At 55.7% G+C, this 19699-nt stretch carries 19 protein-coding genes; 8 read left to right on the top strand and 11 right to left on the bottom strand.

What is annotated here, in order from left to right:
• Positions 1 to 20 precede the first annotated feature (20 nt).
• Positions 21 to 560, bottom strand: a complete 540-nt coding sequence (locus tag ABD851_RS10375) for a hypothetical protein (protein ID WP_344978894.1) — start codon at positions 558 to 560, stop codon at positions 21 to 23.
• A 152-nt stretch (positions 561 to 712) separates the two neighbouring features.
• On the opposite strand from ABD851_RS10375, the gene purU reads away from it, so the two are divergent.
• From purU to ABD851_RS10355, 4 genes are all read left to right on the top strand, one after another.
• Positions 713 to 1552, top strand: a complete 840-nt coding sequence (gene purU / locus ABD851_RS10370) for a formyltetrahydrofolate deformylase (protein ID WP_344978892.1) — start codon at positions 713 to 715, stop codon at positions 1550 to 1552.
• Between the two features lie 39 nt (positions 1553 to 1591).
• Positions 1592 to 2914: a UDP-glucose dehydrogenase family protein gene (locus ABD851_RS10365; protein ID WP_344978890.1), complete on the top strand. Its 1323-nt coding sequence runs from the start codon at positions 1592 to 1594 to the stop codon at positions 2912 to 2914.
• A gap of 297 nt (positions 2915 to 3211) precedes the next feature.
• The gene (locus tag ABD851_RS10360; protein ID WP_344978888.1) at positions 3212 to 5164 is read left to right on the top strand and encodes a polysaccharide biosynthesis protein; all 1953 of its coding nucleotides are present in this window, start codon (positions 3212 to 3214) and stop codon (positions 5162 to 5164) included.
• 85 nt (positions 5165 to 5249) lie between these two features.
• Entirely contained in the window at positions 5250 to 6005 is a 756-nt protein-coding gene (locus ABD851_RS10355) for a tyrosine-protein phosphatase (RefSeq protein WP_344978886.1), read from the top strand.
• A gap of 91 nt (positions 6006 to 6096) precedes the next feature.
• Here ABD851_RS10355 and ABD851_RS10350 read toward each other — a convergent pair whose 3' ends face one another.
• Positions 6097 to 7002, bottom strand: coding sequence for a tyrosine-type recombinase/integrase (locus ABD851_RS10350; protein WP_344978884.1), 906 nt, complete (start codon positions 7000 to 7002; stop codon positions 6097 to 6099).
• 34 nt (positions 7003 to 7036) lie between these two features.
• On the bottom strand, positions 7037 to 7234 hold the full coding sequence (gene rpsU, locus ABD851_RS10345) for a 30S ribosomal protein S21 (RefSeq protein WP_344978882.1): 198 nt from the start codon (positions 7232 to 7234) through the stop codon (positions 7037 to 7039).
• 78 nt (positions 7235 to 7312) lie between these two features.
• On the opposite strand from rpsU, the gene ABD851_RS10340 reads away from it, so the two are divergent.
• The 4 genes from ABD851_RS10340 (at position 7313) to ABD851_RS10325 (ending at position 10125) form a co-directional block, all read left to right on the top strand.
• On the top strand, positions 7313 to 7912 hold the full coding sequence (locus ABD851_RS10340; RefSeq protein ID WP_344978880.1) for a riboflavin synthase: 600 nt from the start codon (positions 7313 to 7315) through the stop codon (positions 7910 to 7912).
• A 126-nt stretch (positions 7913 to 8038) separates the two neighbouring features.
• Positions 8039 to 9316 (top strand): tyrosine--tRNA ligase, encoded by a 1278-nt coding sequence (gene tyrS / locus ABD851_RS10335; RefSeq protein ID WP_344978878.1) that lies wholly within the window; start codon positions 8039 to 8041, stop codon positions 9314 to 9316.
• A gap of 105 nt (positions 9317 to 9421) precedes the next feature.
• Positions 9422 to 9745, top strand: a complete 324-nt coding sequence (locus tag ABD851_RS10330) for a nucleotidyltransferase family protein (protein WP_344978876.1) — start codon at positions 9422 to 9424, stop codon at positions 9743 to 9745.
• Positions 9703 to 10125 (top strand): nucleotidyltransferase substrate binding protein, encoded by a 423-nt coding sequence (locus ABD851_RS10325; protein ID WP_344978874.1) that lies wholly within the window; start codon positions 9703 to 9705, stop codon positions 10123 to 10125. Before ABD851_RS10330 ends, ABD851_RS10325 begins: the two co-directional genes overlap by 43 nt.
• A gap of 208 nt (positions 10126 to 10333) precedes the next feature.
• Here the strand turns inward: ABD851_RS10325 and ABD851_RS10320 are convergent, their stop codons facing one another.
• The 8 genes from ABD851_RS10320 to ABD851_RS10285 all read right to left on the bottom strand — a co-directional run bounded on the left by ABD851_RS10320 (position 10334) and on the right by ABD851_RS10285 (position 19659).
• Positions 10334 to 11728, bottom strand: coding sequence for a sialate O-acetylesterase (locus ABD851_RS10320; RefSeq protein WP_344978872.1), 1395 nt, complete (start codon positions 11726 to 11728; stop codon positions 10334 to 10336).
• A gap of 42 nt (positions 11729 to 11770) precedes the next feature.
• On the bottom strand, positions 11771 to 13066 hold the full coding sequence (locus ABD851_RS10315) for an MFS transporter (RefSeq protein ID WP_344978870.1): 1296 nt from the start codon (positions 13064 to 13066) through the stop codon (positions 11771 to 11773).
• A 2-nt stretch (positions 13067 to 13068) separates the two neighbouring features.
• Positions 13069 to 13734 carry a bifunctional 4-hydroxy-2-oxoglutarate aldolase/2-dehydro-3-deoxy-phosphogluconate aldolase gene (locus ABD851_RS10310; RefSeq protein ID WP_344978868.1) on the bottom strand — a complete coding sequence of 222 codons (666 nt, stop codon included), beginning with the start codon at positions 13732 to 13734 and terminating at the stop codon, positions 13069 to 13071.
• Between the two features lie 30 nt (positions 13735 to 13764).
• Entirely contained in the window at positions 13765 to 14790 is a 1026-nt protein-coding gene (locus ABD851_RS10305; protein WP_344978866.1) for a PfkB family carbohydrate kinase, read from the bottom strand.
• A gap of 53 nt (positions 14791 to 14843) precedes the next feature.
• The gene (gene uxaC, locus ABD851_RS10300; protein ID WP_344978864.1) at positions 14844 to 16253 is read right to left on the bottom strand and encodes a glucuronate isomerase; all 1410 of its coding nucleotides are present in this window, start codon (positions 16251 to 16253) and stop codon (positions 14844 to 14846) included.
• Positions 16254 to 16398: 145 nt separating this feature from the next.
• Positions 16399 to 17559: a mannonate dehydratase gene (gene uxuA, locus ABD851_RS10295; protein ID WP_344978862.1), complete on the bottom strand. Its 1161-nt coding sequence runs from the start codon at positions 17557 to 17559 to the stop codon at positions 16399 to 16401.
• 104 nt (positions 17560 to 17663) lie between these two features.
• On the bottom strand, positions 17664 to 18485 hold the full coding sequence (locus ABD851_RS10290; protein ID WP_344978861.1) for an SDR family oxidoreductase: 822 nt from the start codon (positions 18483 to 18485) through the stop codon (positions 17664 to 17666).
• 127 nt (positions 18486 to 18612) lie between these two features.
• Positions 18613 to 19659 (bottom strand): LacI family DNA-binding transcriptional regulator, encoded by a 1047-nt coding sequence (locus ABD851_RS10285; protein WP_344978859.1) that lies wholly within the window; start codon positions 19657 to 19659, stop codon positions 18613 to 18615.
• Positions 19660 to 19699 lie beyond the last annotated feature (40 nt).

The raw sequence follows: 19699 nt of genomic DNA, 5'->3' as shown, positions 1-19699 counted from the left end.
ATGGATTGATTTATAATGCTTTACTCCTCTTTTTCCCATAGCAGCAGGAAATGATCCCTGCCCGGATTTACCGGATACTTCGTGCTCCATTCCTGCTCTTCATAAGTCAAAAAGCGTACCTTTCGTTGAATAAGCGGTTCCGCTTTGTCCACGAGACTGCTCAGATAATGTCTGTCCACCCTCCCGACCAATATAAGATCAATGATACCGCTGTCCCTGCCGGCAGCATAGTCTCCCGTGAGATATACCCGTAATACATCCCCCAGACGCCCGATGACCTCCTCAATAATATGATCTATCCCCACATATTTCAGCAACAGCCGGTGGATATCCTTATAAAAAGGATGCTGTATATTGGCCTTATAGATTCTTTTGTTACCCTGGCTTTCAGACACCAGCATGCCGGCATCGGTAAAACGGTTCAGCTCAATCCGTACGGCATTGGAGCTTTCCTCAAATTCACCGGCCAGCCCGCGCAGATGAGCCGTGCTTCCCGGATTCAAAAACAACCGCAGCAATAATTTCAGGCGGGTACGTGAAGAAATAAGCGTGTCAAGCATGGATACAAATTACCGGGTAGTGACTGGTCCGCCTGCATTTGAATTATGGCTTCGCCGTTGTCAGTCCCGTAGGCGACCAACTTCGGGTAAAAATATTACCCGTTTATAAATCAAAAATAGGAAATAGTTACTTTTGCCCGATATTTAATGCTATGATTTCTACGCTCATCCTCGTACAGTGCCCGGATCGGACGGGATTGGTAGCCCTGATCGCCCGGGTATTGGCGGCGCATCAGCTCAATATTATTGCCATGCGGGAGTTCGTAGACGAAGCGGCAGCCCGCTTTTTCGCCCGTATCGAGTGCAGCGGGGTTTTAGCTGACGATGAACAGCTCCGGCAGGAGTTGCTGGCCCAGCTGCCCGGTGATACCACGGTCACGGTCAATCCTCCCCAGCCCAAAAGGATCGCCGTGCTGGCCACCCGGGAATACCATTGCCTGGGGGATATCCTGGTCAGTCATTTCTTTCGCACCCTCGATGCAGAGGTCGCATGCGTCATCAGTAACCACGATGATCTCCGCGCCTTCACCGAGGGTTTTTCCCGGCCCTTTCACCACGTTCCGCATGAAGACCGGTCCCGGGAGCAGTTCGAAGCAGCGTTGCTGGAAAAGTTGTCGGATTATAGCCCTGACTACATCATCCTGGCCAAGTTCATGCGCATCCTTTCCCCTGAATTCATCGCCCGGTACCCGCAGCGTATTCTCAATATCCACCACTCCTTTCTGCCTGCCTTCGCAGGTGCCCGCCCCTATCGGCAGGCCTTTGAGCGGGGTGTGAAGCTGATCGGGGCGACGGCGCATTTCGTAACCCATGAACTGGATGAAGGTCCCATCATTACCCAGCAAACCATCGCTGTAAATCATACCTTCACCGCCGCCCGGATGGTGGAAGCCGGTCGCGAAGTGGAGAAGAACGTACTGAACAAGGCCATGAGGCTGGTCTTCCGCGACCAGGTGTTCATCAGCGGCAACAAGACGATCGTGTTTGAATAGAAGTGTATTTTTGTGCCGGATAAAAAGTAACCGTCAAAAATGAAAGCAATCGTAGTAGGGACAGGATACGTGGGACTGGTGACAGGAGCCTGCCTCGCCGATGTGGGTATCCATGTCGCCTGTATCGACATAGATCAGGAAAAGATCGACAGGCTGAAGCAAGGCATACTGCCTATCTATGAGCCGGGTCTGGAAGAGATCGTTCATCGCAACGCCGAAAAAGGCCGCCTGCAGTTCAGTACCCGCCTCGATGAACATATTGCCGGGGCCGACGCCATCCTGATCGCCGTCGGTACTCCCCCGGATGAGGACGGCAGCGCCGACCTGAAGCACGTCCTGAATGTAGCGGATGAAATAGGAGAAAAGCTGCAGGATTACGCCGTGATCGCCACCAAGAGCACCGTGCCCGTGGGCACTTCCCTGAAGGTAAAAGCCGCCGTGGAAGCTGCCATGAATCGGCGGGGACAGCATATTCCTTTCGATGTGGCCTCCAATCCCGAATTCCTCAAGGAAGGGGCCGCCGTCAGGGATTTCCAGAGCCCTGACCGCGTTGTGATCGGAACCGAAAGCGAGCGGGCCCGGAGCGTCCTGGAGCAGCTCTACAAGCCTTTCCAGCTGAATCGCCACCGGGTCATCTACATGGATATCGCTTCGGCGGAAATGACCAAATATGCCGCCAATGCCATGCTGGCCACCCGCATCAGCTTTATGAACGATATCGCCAACCTCTGCGAAGCGGTGGGGGCGGATATCAACCAGGTCAGGAGCGGCATCGGCGCCGATCCCCGCATCGGCAGCAAATTCCTCTATGCCGGCGCCGGCTATGGCGGCTCCTGCTTTCCCAAAGACGTAAAGGCGCTGATCCATACCGGGCGGGAGCACGGGCAGAGACTTCGTCTCCTTGAGGCGGTGGAGGCCATCAATAACGACCAGAAACAGCTCTTGTTCAAAAAGCTGCAGGCAGCGCTGGGTAAAGATCTTCAGGGAAAACAAATCGCAGTATGGGGCCTCGCCTTCAAACCTCAGACAGATGATGTACGGGAAGCTCCTGCCCTGTCGCTTATCGACGCGCTGATAAAAGCAGGCGCAATCATACGGGCCTACGATCCCGTGGCCGTCGAAGAAGCATGTAAACATATCCCCCACCCCGTTACCTATACCCGGGATGAGTACGAGGCGCTGGAACAGGCCGACGCCCTGCTGCTGCTGACCGAATGGCCCGAATTCCGGCTACCGGACTGGGAACGGGTAAAAAGCCTGATGCGGCGGCCGCTCGTGCTCGACGGCCGCAATATCTATAATCCCGCCCAGCTTCGTCAACAGGGATTTGAATATCACGGTATCGGTATTCCTTTACGGTAAGTTAATCTCCCTTTTCCGCTTTTCTGCGCGGTTCGCCGTATATTTGTCTGCCGAAAGGCGGCAATTGGAATCATGTTGCAGCCCGGAGGTCTTATTCACATCTTTTTGTGAACAATGTGTGAATAACGATATATTTTTGTATCTTCGTCCTCTGATTTTGTTTGGAATGATTCTTGTTTGAGGGAGACGTCATTTATCTGGACGGTAAATGACACCCGAAATACATAGAGCAATCATTCTATGTATATGACGGGCTTAATTATATATTATCGAAACCCTAATATTTAATTAGCCAGTATGTTGCCAACATTGTACCAACTGAGGGTGGTCCCCCGCTGGATCATCTTCGTGATCGACCTTGCCTGCATGTACGCAGCCCTGTGCTGCGGTTTCCTGCTCCGGTTCAATTTCAACTTTCCCGAAATCTTCCGGTTCGACTGGTCCGGTATCCTTGTCGCGGTGCTGGTCGTAAACGGCATCGTTTTCACCGCGCTGCGGACCTATTCCGGCATCATCCGCCATACCAGCATGCAGGACGCCTGGCGCGTACTGATCGCCGCAGCGGCTTCCTCGGGGGTATATTCCCTGATCAACGTAGGAAAGTCCTACAATGAAGGGGACACCTTCATCCCCTATTCCGTAATCCTGATCGGTTTCTTGTGCGCTTTTGTGCTGATGCTCTTCTACCGTTTGCTCGTCAAGGTAACTTTTGACCAGCTCAACAACGGACGCAGCATCCGTACTCATGTGGTGATCTACGGGGCAGGCTATGCCGGCACCGTCACCCGGAATGTGCTGCAAAGCCAGGTCCATCAGGAGCAGCAGGTTCCCCTGGCCAAGGTGGTGGCTTTCATTGAAGACGATCCCCATAGCTGGGGAAAACAGCTGGAAGGGGTACCCATCCACCCGGCCTCGGTAAAAACGTTGAACAAGCTGCTGCGCCGCTACGGCTTCCGCCAGCTGGTCATCACCGATGAGCTGCTGAACAGCCCCCATAAAAATGCCATCGTAGACTGGTGCCTGGCCAACAAGGTAAAGGTCCAGCATATTCCGCCCATCGCGCAGTGGATACAGGGTGGCCTCCAGGCCAAACAGATCAAGGATATCCGCATCGAGGACCTGCTGAACCGCAACGTGATCCGGCTGGACAGCAAGGCGATTTCCGCCCAGCTTACCGGAAAAGCGATCCTCATCACCGGCGCCGCCGGCTCCATCGGCAGCGAGCTGGTCCGCCAGATCGTTCATTTCAAACCGCTTAAGGTCATCCTGTGCGACCAGGCCGAAAGCCCCCTGCACGACCTTGCCCTCGAAATAAAAGAGCTGGCCCCGCATGTCGAGATATGCTCCTTTCTCGGAGACATCCGCGACAACCGCCGCATCGCACAGCTGTTTGATGCCTTCCGGCCCCAGGTGGTCTTTCATGCTGCCGCCTACAAGCACGTCCCCATGATGGAGCTCACGCCGGATACGGCCGTGCTGAACAATATCATGGGCACCATCAACGTAGCGGAACGGGCGCTGGAATACGGCGCGGAAAAGTTTGTGATGGTATCCACGGATAAAGCCGTGAACCCCACCAACGTGATGGGTGCTACCAAACGTATCGCCGAGATCTATATCCAGGCGCTCAACAACTTTATCCATACCGAGGCCGGCGCCACCAGCCGGACAGCCTTCATCACCACGCGTTTTGGAAACGTGCTGGGGTCCAACGGCTCTGTGGTGCCCCACTTTAAAAGGCTGATCGAAAAGGGCGGCCCCATCACGGTGACTCATCCGGAGGTTACCCGTTACTTCATGACCATACCCGAGGCCTGCCAGCTGGTGCTGGAGGCCGGCACCATGGGCAACGGCGGGGAAGTATATGTGTTCGACATGGGCGAGCCGGTCAGGATTACAGACCTGGCCGTAAAGATGATCCAGCTGTCGGGGCTTACGCCGGAAAGGGATATCCGTATCGTCTATACCGGTCTGCGCCCCGGGGAGAAGCTTTATGAAGAGCTGCTGGCGCACGATGAAAACGTCCTCCCCACCCATCATCATAAGATCATGATCGCCCGCGTGGCGGAGTACGATTTCCTGATGGTAAAAAAGCAGATCCGCGAGCTGATCCGCCTCGCCCAGGAAGGAAAAAGCTGGAAAACGGTACAGCATATGAAGATGCTGGTACCCGAATACAAAAGCAACAACTCCGTATTCGAAGAGCTGGATGCGGCCAATGCCGGCCAACCGGCAACGGTGGTAGCCTGAACAGGTACGGCACCTGTTACGCTTGTTTTATGTTAACCTGTCTTTTTAACCGCCGGCCCGGCCCGGGGGTGACGAATACTTGATTATGCCGTTTTTTTCATCCCGGAAGACAAAAAAAAATATTGCCCATAGCCCAGTGGCGGCGGATTATGCCTTCCTGGGCACCGACCTCCATTCCCACCTGCTGCCCGGTATCGACGACGGCGCCCCGGATCCGGACGCTTCTCTTCTGCTGATCCGGGAACTCATGGCCCTGGGCTTCAACAAGCTGATCACCACCCCGCATGTTATTCACGACCTGCACCCCAATACCCGGGAAACCATCGCTGCGGCCATGGAGCGGCTGCAGGCGGTCCTGGAGCGCGAAGATATCCGCATCCCTTTCCGGGCAGCAGCCGAATATATGGCCGACGAGTATTTTGAAAAGCTGCTGGGGCAAAAAGCCCTGCTGACGCTCGACGACGAGCAGAAGGTCCTGATCGAATTTTCCACCATTGCCCCCCCGCTCGACGCCCCCCGCCTGCTGTTCGACATCCAGATGAAAGGTTACCTGCCCGTACTGGCGCATCCCGAACGTTACCGCTACTGGCATAAACATCCCTCGGAACTGGAAAGGATCAAGAATGCCGGCGCCTTCCTGCAGGTCAACCTGACCTCCCTGGCCGGTTTTCACGGCAAGTCGGTAGAAAAAACAGCCTGGTGGCTGGTGCGGCAGGGATGGGTGGACTTCCTGGCTACCGATCTCCATCACGAACGGCATCTTCAGGCCCTTCGCGCTTTCCGCAAAGACGGCGGCTGGCGCGAGCTGCAGCAACACGGCTTCCTGAATAAAATGCTGTAATCATTTAAAATGCCTTTCACCTTTCACCTTTCACCTTTCACCTTTTACCTTTTACCTTTCACCTCATCCCCCCTTTAGGGGGTTAGGGGGTTTACCTTTTACCTGACTTAGGGTGGGCTTGTTCGTAGACCTTGCGTAGCTGCTCGATGGTATTGTGGGTATAGACCTGGGTGGCCGCCAGGCTGGCGTGCCCCAGCAGCTCCTTTACGGCATTGAGGTCCGCGCCGTTGTTGGTGAGATGGGTGGCAAAAGTATGACGCATCACATGGGGACTCCGTTTTTCGAGGGTGGTCACATACCCCAGCTGCTCCCGGACCACGCGGTAAACATACTTGGGATACAGCTTCTTCCCTTTTTCATTCACCAGCAGGTACTGCGTATCTGCCTCCGGAAGGGCCGACTTCTGTTCCAGGTAGGTCCGGATATGCCCGCACAGCTCCCCGCTGACCGGGATGATCCGCTCCTTGCCGCCTTTCCCCAGCACCTTGATGGTATGTCCCGAAAAATCTACATTTCCCGTTTTTAGACCGGTCAGTTCGGAAAGCCGGATACCGGTATGGTATAAAATTTCCAGCAGCAGCCGGTGCAGGGTTCCGGTAAAAGTGGCCGGAAATTCCAGCTGGTGGAAAAGACGGTCTGTCCCCTTCCGTTCGACGAACACCGGCAGGCGCTTTCCGGCTTTCGGGGCGCTGATCTGGGTCATGGGATCGGCGTCCACTACCCCCTGCCGGAGCTGGTATTTGAAAAAAGACCGCAGCGCGGCGATCTTGCGGTTGACCGAGCGGGAAGAAAGACCTTCTGATTTCAGGGCAGCCAGCCATGACCGGATCATGACCGCGCTGATATCGCCGGGCTGATTTCCGGCCTCCATGGTTTTTAGGTAGGTAAAAAAAGTATACAGGTCGGCGGCATAAGCCGTCACCGTATGAGGAGAATAGCGTTTCTCAAACTGAAGATAAGCAAGAAAGGAGGCGATAAAAGGCGAATCCGTTTTCAAGAGAGAAAGGTTTTGGCTCCGCCCGTCGCGGAGCTTATTTCTCAATCTTGCCGCTGGCCACCTGCTGGCGGTAAACGGCCTTGAGCACCATATTGCGGTGCTTTACCGAGGGCTTGGTATAAGACTGGCGTCCACGGAGCTGCAGGAGTACTTTCGCTTTTTCAAACTTTTTCTTGTACTTCTTCAGCGCTTTGTCAATGTTTTCGCAATCTTTGGAATCAATGATCAGCATGTATCAATCCTTTTTTTGGCCTACAAAGATAAGAAAAAATACATTTCCCTAACTTTGCCCTGCCGAAAATTTTTCAAAATGTTCACAGGAATCATCGAAGCGCAGGGACAGGTCCGGCATATCGCCCGGGAAGGGGGAAACCTCACCCTGACGGTGGAGTCGCCGGTATCGGCGGAACTGCAGGTGGATCAGAGCGTGTCGCACAACGGCGTCTGTCTCACTATTACCGCCGTCAGCGGCCGTACCCACAGCACCGTTGCCGTAGCTGAAACCCTGCTCAAATCCAACCTGGGCGGGATACGGGAAGGCGATTTTATCAACCTGGAAAGGGCCATGAAGCTGCAGGAACGGGTGGACGGTCACCTCGTGCAGGGACATGTGGATACCACCGGCACCTGCCTCGGCCGGGAGGACCGGGACGGCAGCTATGAATACCGCTTCAGCTACCCGGAACGATTTGCCCGCCTGCTGATCGAAAAAGGGTCCGTCTGTCTCAACGGGGTGAGCCTCACCGTCTACGACCTCAGCGGTACCGAATTTTCGGTGAGCATCATCCCGTATACCTTCGCCCATACCAACCTGCAGCATCTGCAGGCCGGCGACAGGGTGAACCTCGAGTTCGATATGGTCGGCAAATATGTCACGCGGTCGCTGGACCTGGACAGGTCTAAAGTCTGAAGTTCCGTAGCGGGCAGACAACCTTAGACGGACTTTAAACGTAAAATGCCTTTAACCTTTCACCCTTAACCTTTCACCTTTCACCTCTACCCCCCTTTAGGGGGTCAGGGGGTTCAACCTTAACACATGAATCTGATCGAAGAACTGCGCTGGAGGGGTATGATCCAGGACATCATGCCCGGAACGGAAGAGCAACTGCAAAAAGAACCTACGGCCGGATATGTGGGCTTTGACCCCACGGCCGACAGTCTCCATATCGGCAGCCTGGTGCCCATCTTTCTGCTGGTACATCTGCAGCGGGCCGGACATACGCCTTGCCCCCTCGTCGGCGGCGCCACCGGCATGATCGGCGACCCCTCCATGAAAAGCGAGGAGCGCAAGCTGCTCAGCGAGGACGAGCTGCAGCACAACGTGGCCGGCATCCGGCGGCAGCTGGAAAAGTTTCTCGACTTCGACCCGTCCCTCCCCAACGCCGCCCGGCTTTTTAACAACTACGACTGGTTCAGGGACGTCTCCTTTATCGAATTCCTCCGCGATACCGGTAAACATATCACGGTCAACTACATGATGGCCAAAGACAGCGTGAAGAAACGGATCGAAGGGGATACCGGTATCAGCTATACGGAGTTCGCTTACCAGCTGATGCAGGGATATGACTTCTATCACCTGTATACGCAGCACAACTGCAAGCTGCAGATGGGCGGCAGCGACCAGTGGGGCAACATCACCACCGGCACCGAGCTCATCCGCCGCAAGGCCGGGGGAACAGCCTTTGCCTTTACCTGCCCCCTCGTCAAAAAGGCCGATGGCACCAAGTTCGGCAAAACCGAGAAAGGGAATATCTGGCTGGATCCGGAAAAAACCTCGCCTTACGAGTTCTACCAGTTCTGGCTAAATACCAGCGACGAGGATGCCCGGCAATGGATACGGACCTTTACCTTCCTGCCGCCGGCCGAGATCGAAACGCTTACCGCAGCGCATGAAAAAGACGCCGCAGCGCGTCTCCTGCAGAAGACGCTGGCCCGGGAGATCACCGTCTTTGTCCACGGGGAGGAAGGCTTTCAGAAGGCTGTCGCCACCACGGAAAAGCTTTTCTCCGGGCAGCAGGCGCCGGCGGAAAGTCTCTCGGCGGAAGACCTCGAAAACATGGAAGGGGTGGTCCGGTTTGCTTACCCCGCGGCCAGGCTGGATGCCGGGGTGGACATCGTTTCCTTCCTGGCCGAAACGGGCGTTTTCCCCAGCAAGGGCGAAGCCCGCCGCATGCTGCAGCACGGCGGCGTCAGCATCAACCGCAAAAAGGTGGAGGACCTGCAGCTCAGCGTTTCCTCCCCCCTGCTGCTCCACGGCAAATACCTGCTGCTGCAGAAAGGGAAGAAATCTTACTATCTCGTGGTGGCGGAGTGATTATTATCAGGTGATAGCAAGTTATTGCCGGCAAAAGAAGGCCTTGGGAGAAAAAAGCTGGACCGGTGCAACGGCTTAATATCGTACTTTTGTAAAAAGCAGGATATGAAGTACGATTATTCAGCAATGCTAAAAGCCATCATCAAGGAACGTATCCCTGAGGATGAGTATATCGTATTTTTGTTTGGCAGCAGGGCAGCTAAAAACAACAAAGGAACATCCGATATAGACATCGGCATATGGGGAAGGAAACCGCTTCCAATACGAATAAAGTCCGATCTCAAAGCCGCAATAGAAGAAAGCATTATCCCCTATTTCGTAGACATAGTGGATTTCAGCCGGGTAAACGAACAGTTTAAAAGGGAAGCATTGCAACATATCGAATTATGGAGCTCGCCGAAAAGTTTAAACGGACTCTTGAAAGCCTGATACAGGCTGTGGGGTCTTTTGCCCAAAGTCTGGACCGGAATTTTCCCGGACTGGATTCAGTTGGTACGGACTTAATTAAAAATGGAAGAATCCAAAAATTCGAGTACAGTACGGAGCTGGCATGGAAAACCAGCAAGCTTTTTGCTGAGCTTCAGTTGGGCATAATCAGCAACTCTCCCAAAGGAACTTATCGAGTTTTATTCCAGGAAAATCTAATCGATGAAGACCTGTTCCTTGCTTTGCATAAAGGTATTGAAGATCGCAACCAGCTAAGCCATATTTACCGGGAAGAGATGTATGATCTTGTTTATGCAGATCTGCCGGGCCATTTGATTGCCTTGCAACGTCTTCTGACCGTCTTGACCATAATCCCCAGCTAATGTGCAGATAAAGCGATTTGATAGCATTAATAAACAACAATGATATCTACAATGAACAGCAAACCTTCAAATAAAATAACGCCACTTGTACAATCCCTTTCCGGTATAATAACCCTTCCCGAAAATTATGATCTAAAGGAAGATTATACCAGTTACCTGATGAAGAAATATCAGGCCGATTACCCCGCGCCGGAGGCCCCTGCCCCCCTCACCAATCATCTGTCCGGAAAGGGGCCACAGGAAGCCCGTCCGTGCTGAACAGCGTGCCTACTGCCCAGGCCTTGAAGACATAACGCACCGCTACCGGATGGGGTACGGCGTCGCTGCGGACCACTACGGTCGACTTTACAACGCGGGCCGTAGCGGGATGAAATTCCTTATCAGCCCCGGCCACTTCGAAACCGTCCAGGGGCTTGCCAAAGGTGGTGAGCCCGCCGGGAATATCGCTGAAGACGATGACAGCGGAGTCTCCCGCAGTCTTTATGCCCCGGTAAGCCGGCGTTTTATAGGCGATCCCCTTTTGCCCGTAGGTGTCTCCCAGCGCCCAGTAGAGCAACCGTCTGGCAATGGTGGTCTTGTCCGGCGGGTGAATGGTGGTCTTGCTGCCCACATCCATGCTCACCACCATGCCCGAATGGGGAATGTCCTGCGAAGCCCTGTACTGCGCTTCCCGGAGCAGGGCCACGCCCTCCTGGTGGTCCGGGTAAGCCCAGGGCGCGATCTGCACAAAATAGAAGGGCAGCGTTCCTCCGCCCCAAAGCTGCCGCCAGGACTGCACCATGGCTGCCATCAGGCCCGCATAGGTCCCGGAACGGGAGCGGTTGGCCTCACCCTGGTACCACAAAAAGCCTTTGATGCCGTAGCCGGCAATGGGGTTGATCATGGCGTTAAAAAGATCGGTGGGCGAATGGGCGCTGGGCTTTGCGCCGGCGGCCGGCAGCTTCACCTGCGGAAAACCCTGCAGGCTCTGCCGGTTCATCCACGCTTCTATGGGGGTGCCGCCCCAGCTGCTTTCGATGATCCCTACCGGCACATGCAGCGTTTCCTGCAGCATTTTGGCAAACTGGAAGCCCACGGCGCTGAAACCTGCTGCCGCTTCGGGCGCAGACACGGCCCAGCTGCCGCCGGCATCCTCCAGCGGCGTATGGGAAACGGCACGCTTCAGGTGGAAGAGACGCAGCTGCGGATTGCCGGCATGCGCGATGATATCGTTGCCGTTCAGCACCGGCTGGTTGGCATATCCCTTCAGCGAAATTTCCATATTGGACTGCCCGGAGCAGACCCATACCTCGCCGATCAGCACATTGCTGACGCGGAGGGGCTCGCCGTCGCTGAAGACGATCTCATAAGGTCCTCCGGCAGCGGGGGTGGCTATCTCCGTCTTCCATTTCCCCCCAGCATCCGCACGAACGGTATAGCGGTGATGGTCCCAGGAAGTGGTGATGCTCACGGTGGCGCCTGTACGCGCCGTTCCCCAGAGGGGAACGTTGGACTGCTGCTGCAGCACCATATTATCGCCGATCACGGCGGGCAGCCTGACCGTTGCGCCGGCATGCAGCGTAAAGGCCAGCAGGGCGATGATGCCCGGAAAGCGGAATTTCATACGTCGGTTATTTTGTTTTTCCGGAGAGCGGATACCCGCCATTCAGGATACATATTTCAGGTTCTCGTCCCGCGGCGTCATCTTGGGCATGATCAGGTGCACGGCCAGCAGCAGCACCAGGTACAGCATACCCGCGCAGAGAAAGGCCACAAAATAACCGCCTTTCCCCGTGTTATCCAGCACCCGTCCCAGGCCGAGATTGGCCCCCGCGCTGGCGAGAGCGCCGATCATGCCGCCGATGCCCACCACCGAGCCGGTGGCTTTCTTGGGAAAGACGTCGGATACCAGGGTGAAGATGGTAGCCGACCAGGCCTGATGACCACCCGCGGCCAGGCCGATCAGCAGTACGGCGATCCATTCGTTGCTGGTCTGGGTGGCAAATACCACCGGCAGGATCACGATGGCGCAGATCAGCATGGTCGTCTTCCGGGAGCGGTTGATGCTCCAGCCTCTTTTGATAAAGTAAGAGGACAGCCATCCGCCGGCAATGCTGCCCGCATCGGAGATCACATAGATGGTGATCATCGGCAGGGCCAGTCCTTTCAGCTCCAGCCCGAACTGGGCATGCAGGAAGAAGCTGCCCCAGAAAAGATAAAACCACCATACGGCATCCGAAAGCTTGGCGGTGGCAAAGGCCCAGGTCTCCTTTTTGGGGAGCACGCTGGCCCAGGGAAGGCGTTCCGCATTTTCCACGGCGGTATCGCTGAGGATATGATCCAGCTCTCCCTTGGTGACCCTCTTATGCCGCTCGGGCTTCTGGTAGGTGCTGAGCCAGATGGCGAGCCAGATGGCGCTGAAGACAAAGGTGATACAAAAAGCATATTGCCAGTGCGTACCGTCGTTGGCCACGATCAGCGGAATGACCAGCGGGGCCAGGATGGCGCCCACGTTGGTGCCCGCATTGAAGATGCCGGTGGCAAAGGCCCGCTCCTTTTTGGGGAACCATTCCGCCACGGTCTTGATACAGGAGGGAAAGTTGCCGGATTCCCCGATGCCCAGCCCGAAACGGGCCACGGCAAAGCCTACCCATCCCATAGCGCGGGTCACAAAGGCGTGGGACAGGCTGAAAAGACTCCAGATACCGATGGATACTGCATATCCGAACTTGGTACCCAAGCGGTCCACCAGGCCGCCCATAAACAGCATCCCCACCGCATAAGCGATCATAAAGGCGGCGTTGATATTGCTGTACTCGGTATTGGTCCAGTGGAATACATGGTCTTTCAGCGTGGGGCCCAGCACCCCGATAATGCTGCGGTCCACGTAATTGATCGTGGTGGCCACAAACAGCATCGCCAGGATGCGCCAGCGATAGCGGCCAACTTTTACTTCCGGCATGTTTATGTTTTTTGGATGGACTGAATAATTTGTAATGTTTTTACGGTCAGGTCGGTGATTTCTCCATAAGCGCCCTGCTCCAGCAGCGGTTTGCTGATGAGCTTGCTGCCCATTCCTACCGCACATACACCAGCCTTAAACCAGCCGCTGAGGTTGGACTCGCTCACGTCTACCCCGCCCGTCGGCATAAACAGCAGGTTGGGAAAAAGGGGTTTGATGGCGCTGACAAAGGAAGGTCCCAGCAGGTTCCCCGGGAACAGCTTGATCATCTTCGCGCCGAGCTCTTCTGCGGCAATGATCTCGGAGGGAGTCATGCAACCCGGCACCCAGAGCATATCCGCCTCATCGGCCGCTTTTACCACACCTTCCACCAGGCCGGGGCATACGATAAAATCCGCGCCGGCATCGATAAAGGTCCTGGCCGCCGCTTCGCTCTTGATCGTGCCGATGCCCAGGTAAAAATCCTTCAGCTCGGCGTCGCAGAAACGGCGCATTTCCTTAAAATTCTTCAGGGCGGCCTCGCCGCGGTTGGTATATTCCACCGCCCGTATGCCCGCTGCATGCAGGGCCTTCAGCACGGCTATGCTCACCTCCGGATCTTTATGAAAATACAGGGGCAATACGCCCTGTTCCGGTATCAGCTGAAAAATGGCTGTTTTTTTATCCATAAATCTTTTTCTTTTTGACGCTGTATGATTTTAACGCTGTACCCTCCCCGAGGCGTCGCCTTTCATCAGGGCGCTCACCTCTGTTAGGGTGGCGTGGTTCAGATCGCCCGGAATGGTGTGTTTCAACGCTGATGCGGCTACGCCGAATTCGGCGGCATCCTGCATCTTCATGCCCGTTACCAGGCCGTAGATGAATCCGCTGGCAAATGAGTCCCCGCTGCCCACGCGGTCCACGATACGCACCTCATATTGCCGGGTATGGTGAAAATCATTGCCGTCAAAAGCCAGCGCGCTCCATCCGTTGTCGGATGCGCTGTGGCTTTCGCGCAGCGTCGAGGCAATGTATTTAAAGCCGAAACGTTCCTTCATCTGCCGGAACACGTCCTTATATCCGTCGAGGTTCAGCTGTCCCTTGGTGACGTCGGTATCCTTGCTTTTAAAGCCCAGCGACATCTCAGCATCTTCCTCGTTGCCGATGCATACGTCCACATATTCACAAAGCCGGGTCATCACCTCCCGTGCCTTTTCTTTGGTCCACAGCTTCTTCCTGAAGTTCAGATCGATGCTGGTGGTAACGCCTTTGGCGCGGGCGGCCTTCAGCGCCGCTTCGGTAAGCTCCGCCGCCTTATCGCTCAGTGCAGGGGTGATGCCGGTGGTATGGAACCAGCTGGCGCCGTCCAGGATGCGGTCAAAATCAAATTCGCCCGCTTCCGCTTCCGCAACGGCAGCATCCGCACGATCGTATATCACCTGGGAAGCCCGCATGGATGCGCCGGTTTCCAGGAAGTAAATGCCCAGCCGCTTTCCGCCCCGGGCAATGTGTTGCGTATCCACACCATAACGACGCAGGTGGTTGATGGCCGCCTGACCCAGCGCATTCGAAGGCACCTTGGTTACAAATGTACCCTGGAGCCCGTAATTACAAAGCGCTACCGCAACATTGGCCTCGCCGCCGCCATAGGTGACATCAAAGCTGTCTGCCTGTACAAACCGTTCAAATCCGGGCGTGGAGAGCCGCAGCATGACCTCTCCCAGCGTTACTACTTTTTGCGACATGATTATTTTTCGTTTTAATTTTTCTTAGATAAAATCGTGTTTTATGACCTGGCTTATTCCCAGCCAAAATAATTTCTTGCATTGTGATAACAGATGTCCTGCACCATGCCGCCCAGCCAGGCAGTATCGTCTGGCACAAGACCCTGCTCCACATCGCTGCCCAGCAGGTTACACAGGATACGCCGGAAATATTCGTGACGCGGGTACGACAGGAAGCTCCGGGAATCGGTGAGCATGCCTACAAAACAGCTGAGCAGCCCCATATTGGAAAGCGCATTCAGCTGTTTTTCCATGCCGTCCTTCTGGTCGAGGTACCACCATCCGGAGCCAAACTGCATCTTACCCTTGATCCGCCCGTCGTTATAGTTGCCCGCCATGGTGGCAAAAACCTCGTTGTAGGCCGGGTTCAGGTTATACAGGATGGTCTTGCAAAGCTGATCGCTGCTGTCCAGTCGGTCAAACAGACGGTATAACGGGTACGCCTGTGTGTAGTCTCCGATAGAATCAAATCCGGTATCCGGACCGATCGTCCGGAGGGCCCTGCTGTTGGTATTACGCAGGGCGCCGAGATGAAACTGCTGCGCCCAGCCTTTCGCATGATACATCCTGCCCAGCTCATACAGTACATAACCGGCATAGGTCTCCTCCTGCGCAGCGGCCCCGGTATCATCGCCCTGCAGCACCTGCCGGAAGGCTTTTTCCATCTCCCCGTGCTTTTCATCCTCGTAGAGGGGAATGGCGCTCAGACCGTGATCGGCAAGCCGTCCGCCGTGGTCATGAAAATAATCCACCCTTTTCTGCAGCGCCTCCAGCAGCGTGGCCAGGTCCTTTATCTCCACACCGGCAGCAGCGGCGAGACGTCCGATCCAGGACCGGAACCCTCCTCCCCCGTTCAGCTGCAGCGCCTTATCGGGACGAAAGCAGGGATATACCTTTACGGCGAAGTCGTCTGCTGCGATCTTCCGGTGGGCGGACAGGTCGTCGCAGGGATCGTCCGTAGTGACCACTACGCTTACCTTAAAGCCCTGGAGCAGCCCGCGGGGGGTATATTCCGGTTGCTGCAGCAGCGCATTGCAGCGGGCATAGACAGCGTCGGCGCTTTTTTCATCCAGCAGCTCCCTGACGCCAAAGGGGTTTTTCAGCTCCAGGTGCGTCCAGTGGTACAGCGGATTCCGGAGGGTATAAGGTACCGTGGCCGCCCATTTCCGGAACTTTTCCTCGTCGCTCGCATCCCCGGTAATATAGCGTTCCGCCACGCCCGCAGCCCGCAGGGCGCGCCACTTGTAATGGTCTCCCCGGAGCCAGGCGTCCGTGAGGTTGAGGAAATGAGGGTTATCGGCAATGGTCTGCGGAGACAGGTGACAATGATAATCGATGATCGGCATCTGCTCGGCATAGTCGTGGTACAACTTGCGCGCCGTCTTGTTCTGCAGCAAAAAATCTTCGTGAAAAATATAACCCATGACGGATTTTTGATTTGATGATTTGATAATTTGGTGATTTGATGATGAGGTAATCAACACATCATCAAATCTCTAAGTCATCATGCTTAAAACGCCTTTTACCTTTCGCCTTTTACCCTTCACCTCCATTTCCCCCTTTAGGGGGTCAGAGGGTTCCCGAGATCCCCAATTCCAGGCCGCGCAGTTCGGCAAGACCGCGAAGCCGTCCGATAGCGGAATATCCCGGGAAAGTTTGCTTTTTCAGATCGTCCAGCATCTGGTGCCCATGATCCGGGCGGAAGGGGATCGGCTCGCTGCGCCGCTGTTGAAATTCAAGCAGTGTCTTCATGATGGTATACATATCGTTATCCCCGTCCAGGTGATCGGCTTCATAAAAGCTGCGATCCTGCTCTTTCTTTACATTCCGGAGATGCACAAAATACACCCGTTCGCCCACCGTTTTCAGGATGCTCACCAGGTCGTTGTGCTTCCCGGCCCCAAGCGAGCCGGTACAATAGCAGATGCCGTTCGGCTTACGATCCACCCGCTTCAGCAGCCAGCTAAGGTCTTCTTCCGAGCTGACCACGCGGGGCAGGCCCAGGATGGCAAAGGGCGGATCGTCCGGGTGTATGGTCATGCGGATGCCCTGCTCTTCGCAGGTATCCATGATGGACTCCAGGAAATAAGCCAGGTTTTCCCGCAGACCGTCGGCCCCGATATGCTTATAGGTCTCGATCCGGCGCAGCAGCTCTCCGGGATCTGTGCCCGATTCCCCCGGAATACCCATCAGCACGTTTTCAGACAGCAACGCCCGTTGCGATTCGCTGTATTGCTCAAACCGTTGCCGGGCCCGTTCCAGCACCTCGGGCTCGTAATCGGCTTCGGCGCCCGCTCTTTTCAGCAGGTACACGTCGAATACCGCCAGGTCGGTCCAGTCGAACCGCAGCGCTTTGGAGCCATCCGCTACCTCGTAGTCGAGCTGGGTGCGGGTCCAGTCGAGTACCGGCATAAAGTTATAGCAGACGGTGCGGATGCCGGCGGCCCCGAGGTTGCGCAGGGTCTGCCGGTAATCTTCCAGCAGGGCCTCACAGTTGCCCGTACGGGTTTTGATGTCCTCGTGCACCGTTACGCTTTCCACCACGCTCCATACCAGCCCGGCATCTTCGATGATTTTCTTGCGTTGCTGTACTTCTTCCAGGGGCCATACCGCGCCGTGCGGGATATGGTGCAGGGCGCTGACAATGCCGGTGGCTCCGGCCTGCCGTACATCCTGTAGGCTCACCCCGTCCCGGGGGCCGTACCAGCGCCATGTCTGTTCTAATCGCATAGTTTCCGTTATTCTTTTTTCTGTTTATCTCCCGCCGCCTATAAATAGTATATCCGGCAGACAAAAATATGCCGTTGATGCGAAATTTTATCCGCAACGCTTCTTTAAACGCCGGAAAAAGCGTTAAAGCCGCCGTCCACGAGGATTACAGCGCCGTTCACAAAACGCGAGGCATCGCTCAACAGCCAGATGACGGTGCCGGTCAGCTCTTCGGGGTCGCCCAGCCGGCCGAAAGGGGTATTGTCCACAAACAGCTGCGCCCGCTCACTGTAGGAACCGTCCGGGCGGAGCAGCAGCCCCCGGTTTTGTTCGGTAAGAAAGACGCCGGGAGCCAGGGCGTTCACCCGCAGCCCGTCGCCATAACGCTTGGGCAGCTCGATGGCCATCCATTGCGTATATCCTTCCACGGCGGTTTTGGCGAGGCTGTATCCCATTACCCGGGAAAGCGGACGCTGGGCAGACAGGGAGGAGATATTGATGATGGAGCCCTTTTGCTGACGGGCCATTACTTCGGCAAAGCACTGGGTGGGGATAACGGTACCGTATATGTTCAGGTCCACTACTTCCCGAATGGCCTCCGTGCGGACGCTGAAGAGGTCTTTATCCGGCGGTACCACCGCCCCGGGGGTATTGCCCCCGGCGGCATTCACCAGGCCGTCCACCCTGCCCCACTGATCCAGGATGCGGTCGCGCGCTTCGCGGACCTGCTTTTCTTCCAGCACGTCGGCGATAAGGTCCATGGCTTCCCCGCCTTTTTGCCGGATATCGGCCACTACGGCGGCGGCCTTATCGCGGTTTCTGCCGATGACGGCCACGCGTGCGCCTGCCGCGGCAACGGCCCGGGCAAAGGCGCTGCCCAGCACGCCGGTGCCGCCGGGGATAACAATTACTTTTTCTTTTAATGAAAACTGTTCCAAGGCCTGCATACAAATATTTTGATCGTTAAGCGGGGATCAAAGTAGTAATTTCTTTTTAATTATGGAAACGTTTGCATATTTACCGGAAAGCATCGGGGGTTTGAGGAGCCGGCCGGCCGGTATCGTTCCCGCAAAATCAGCTGCCGGCCATCCGTCCGCCGGTGCTGGCTCTTACCACCAGCTCCACCGGCGTAATAATGGGCGGCATTGTCTTTTTGAGCTGGGTTTTTTTCCGGATCAGCTCCACCACGGCATCCGCGGCCTTTTCCCCCATGACGGCAGGAAACTGCTCCACCGACGTGAGCGCCGGGTCGATGATCTCGGTGCGCGGGTCGTTGGAATATCCGAGGATCTTAATGTCGCCGGGGATTTTCAGGCCGGCCTCCCGGGCATATTGTTCGGCTACGATGGCCGTGGTATCGTTGGTGGCAAAGATGGCGTCGGGCCAGGGCTTTTTTGAGAAAATACGCTCGCAGGTCCGGCGGGCGTTTTCGAGGGTAAGCTCGTGAAAAAACAGGTTCTTCTTCGGCAGGGGCAGCTTATGGCGCTGCAGGGCGTCTTTGAAACCGGCATAGCGGTCCTGGTAGAGGTTACAGGTAAGCGGACCGCTGATATACACGATCTGTTTGCAGCCCCGGCTGATCAGGTGCTCGGCCCCTTCCGTCCCGCCCCGGTAATCGTCGCCCCGGATCACCTGGGCGGGATAGCTGCGGGGTACACGGTCGTAAAACACGAGGGGTATGCCGCTTTTGGAGAAAATATCAAAATGGGAAAAATCTTCGGTATGCAGGGTGCAGGAAGCGATCAGCCCTTCCACCCGCGAGGCATACAGGGCATTGACCACCTGCTTTTCAATTTCGTAGGAGTCGTTGGTCTGGCAGATCACCAGGCTGTAGCCCGCCTCCTGGACCTTTCGCTGTATGGCCGTTACGATAGACGACTGGAAATACATGGATATACGGGGGCAGATGAGCCCGATGGTATTGGATTTCCGGTTGCGCAAACCGGCGGCGAGGGCGTTGTGCCGGTAGCCCATCTTGGCCGCCTGCTTTTTCACCCGGTCTTTTGTAGCTTGGCTGATGTAAGGGTGATCCTTGAGCGCCCGTGATACCGTAGAGGGGGAGATATCCAGCGCCCGGGCAATATCCACAATGGTATTGCCGGTATTCTTTTTACTGATCATGGATTTGTAAGGTTAATCACGAAGCATACCATGGTTCGTC

The sequence above is a fragment of the Compostibacter hankyongensis genome, from assembly GCF_039541075.1.
GTDB lineage: Bacteria > Bacteroidota > Bacteroidia > Chitinophagales > Chitinophagaceae > Compostibacter > Compostibacter hankyongensis.
Note: the sequence above shows the minus strand (reverse complement) of the source record. Positions and strands in the feature narration are given on the sequence as shown.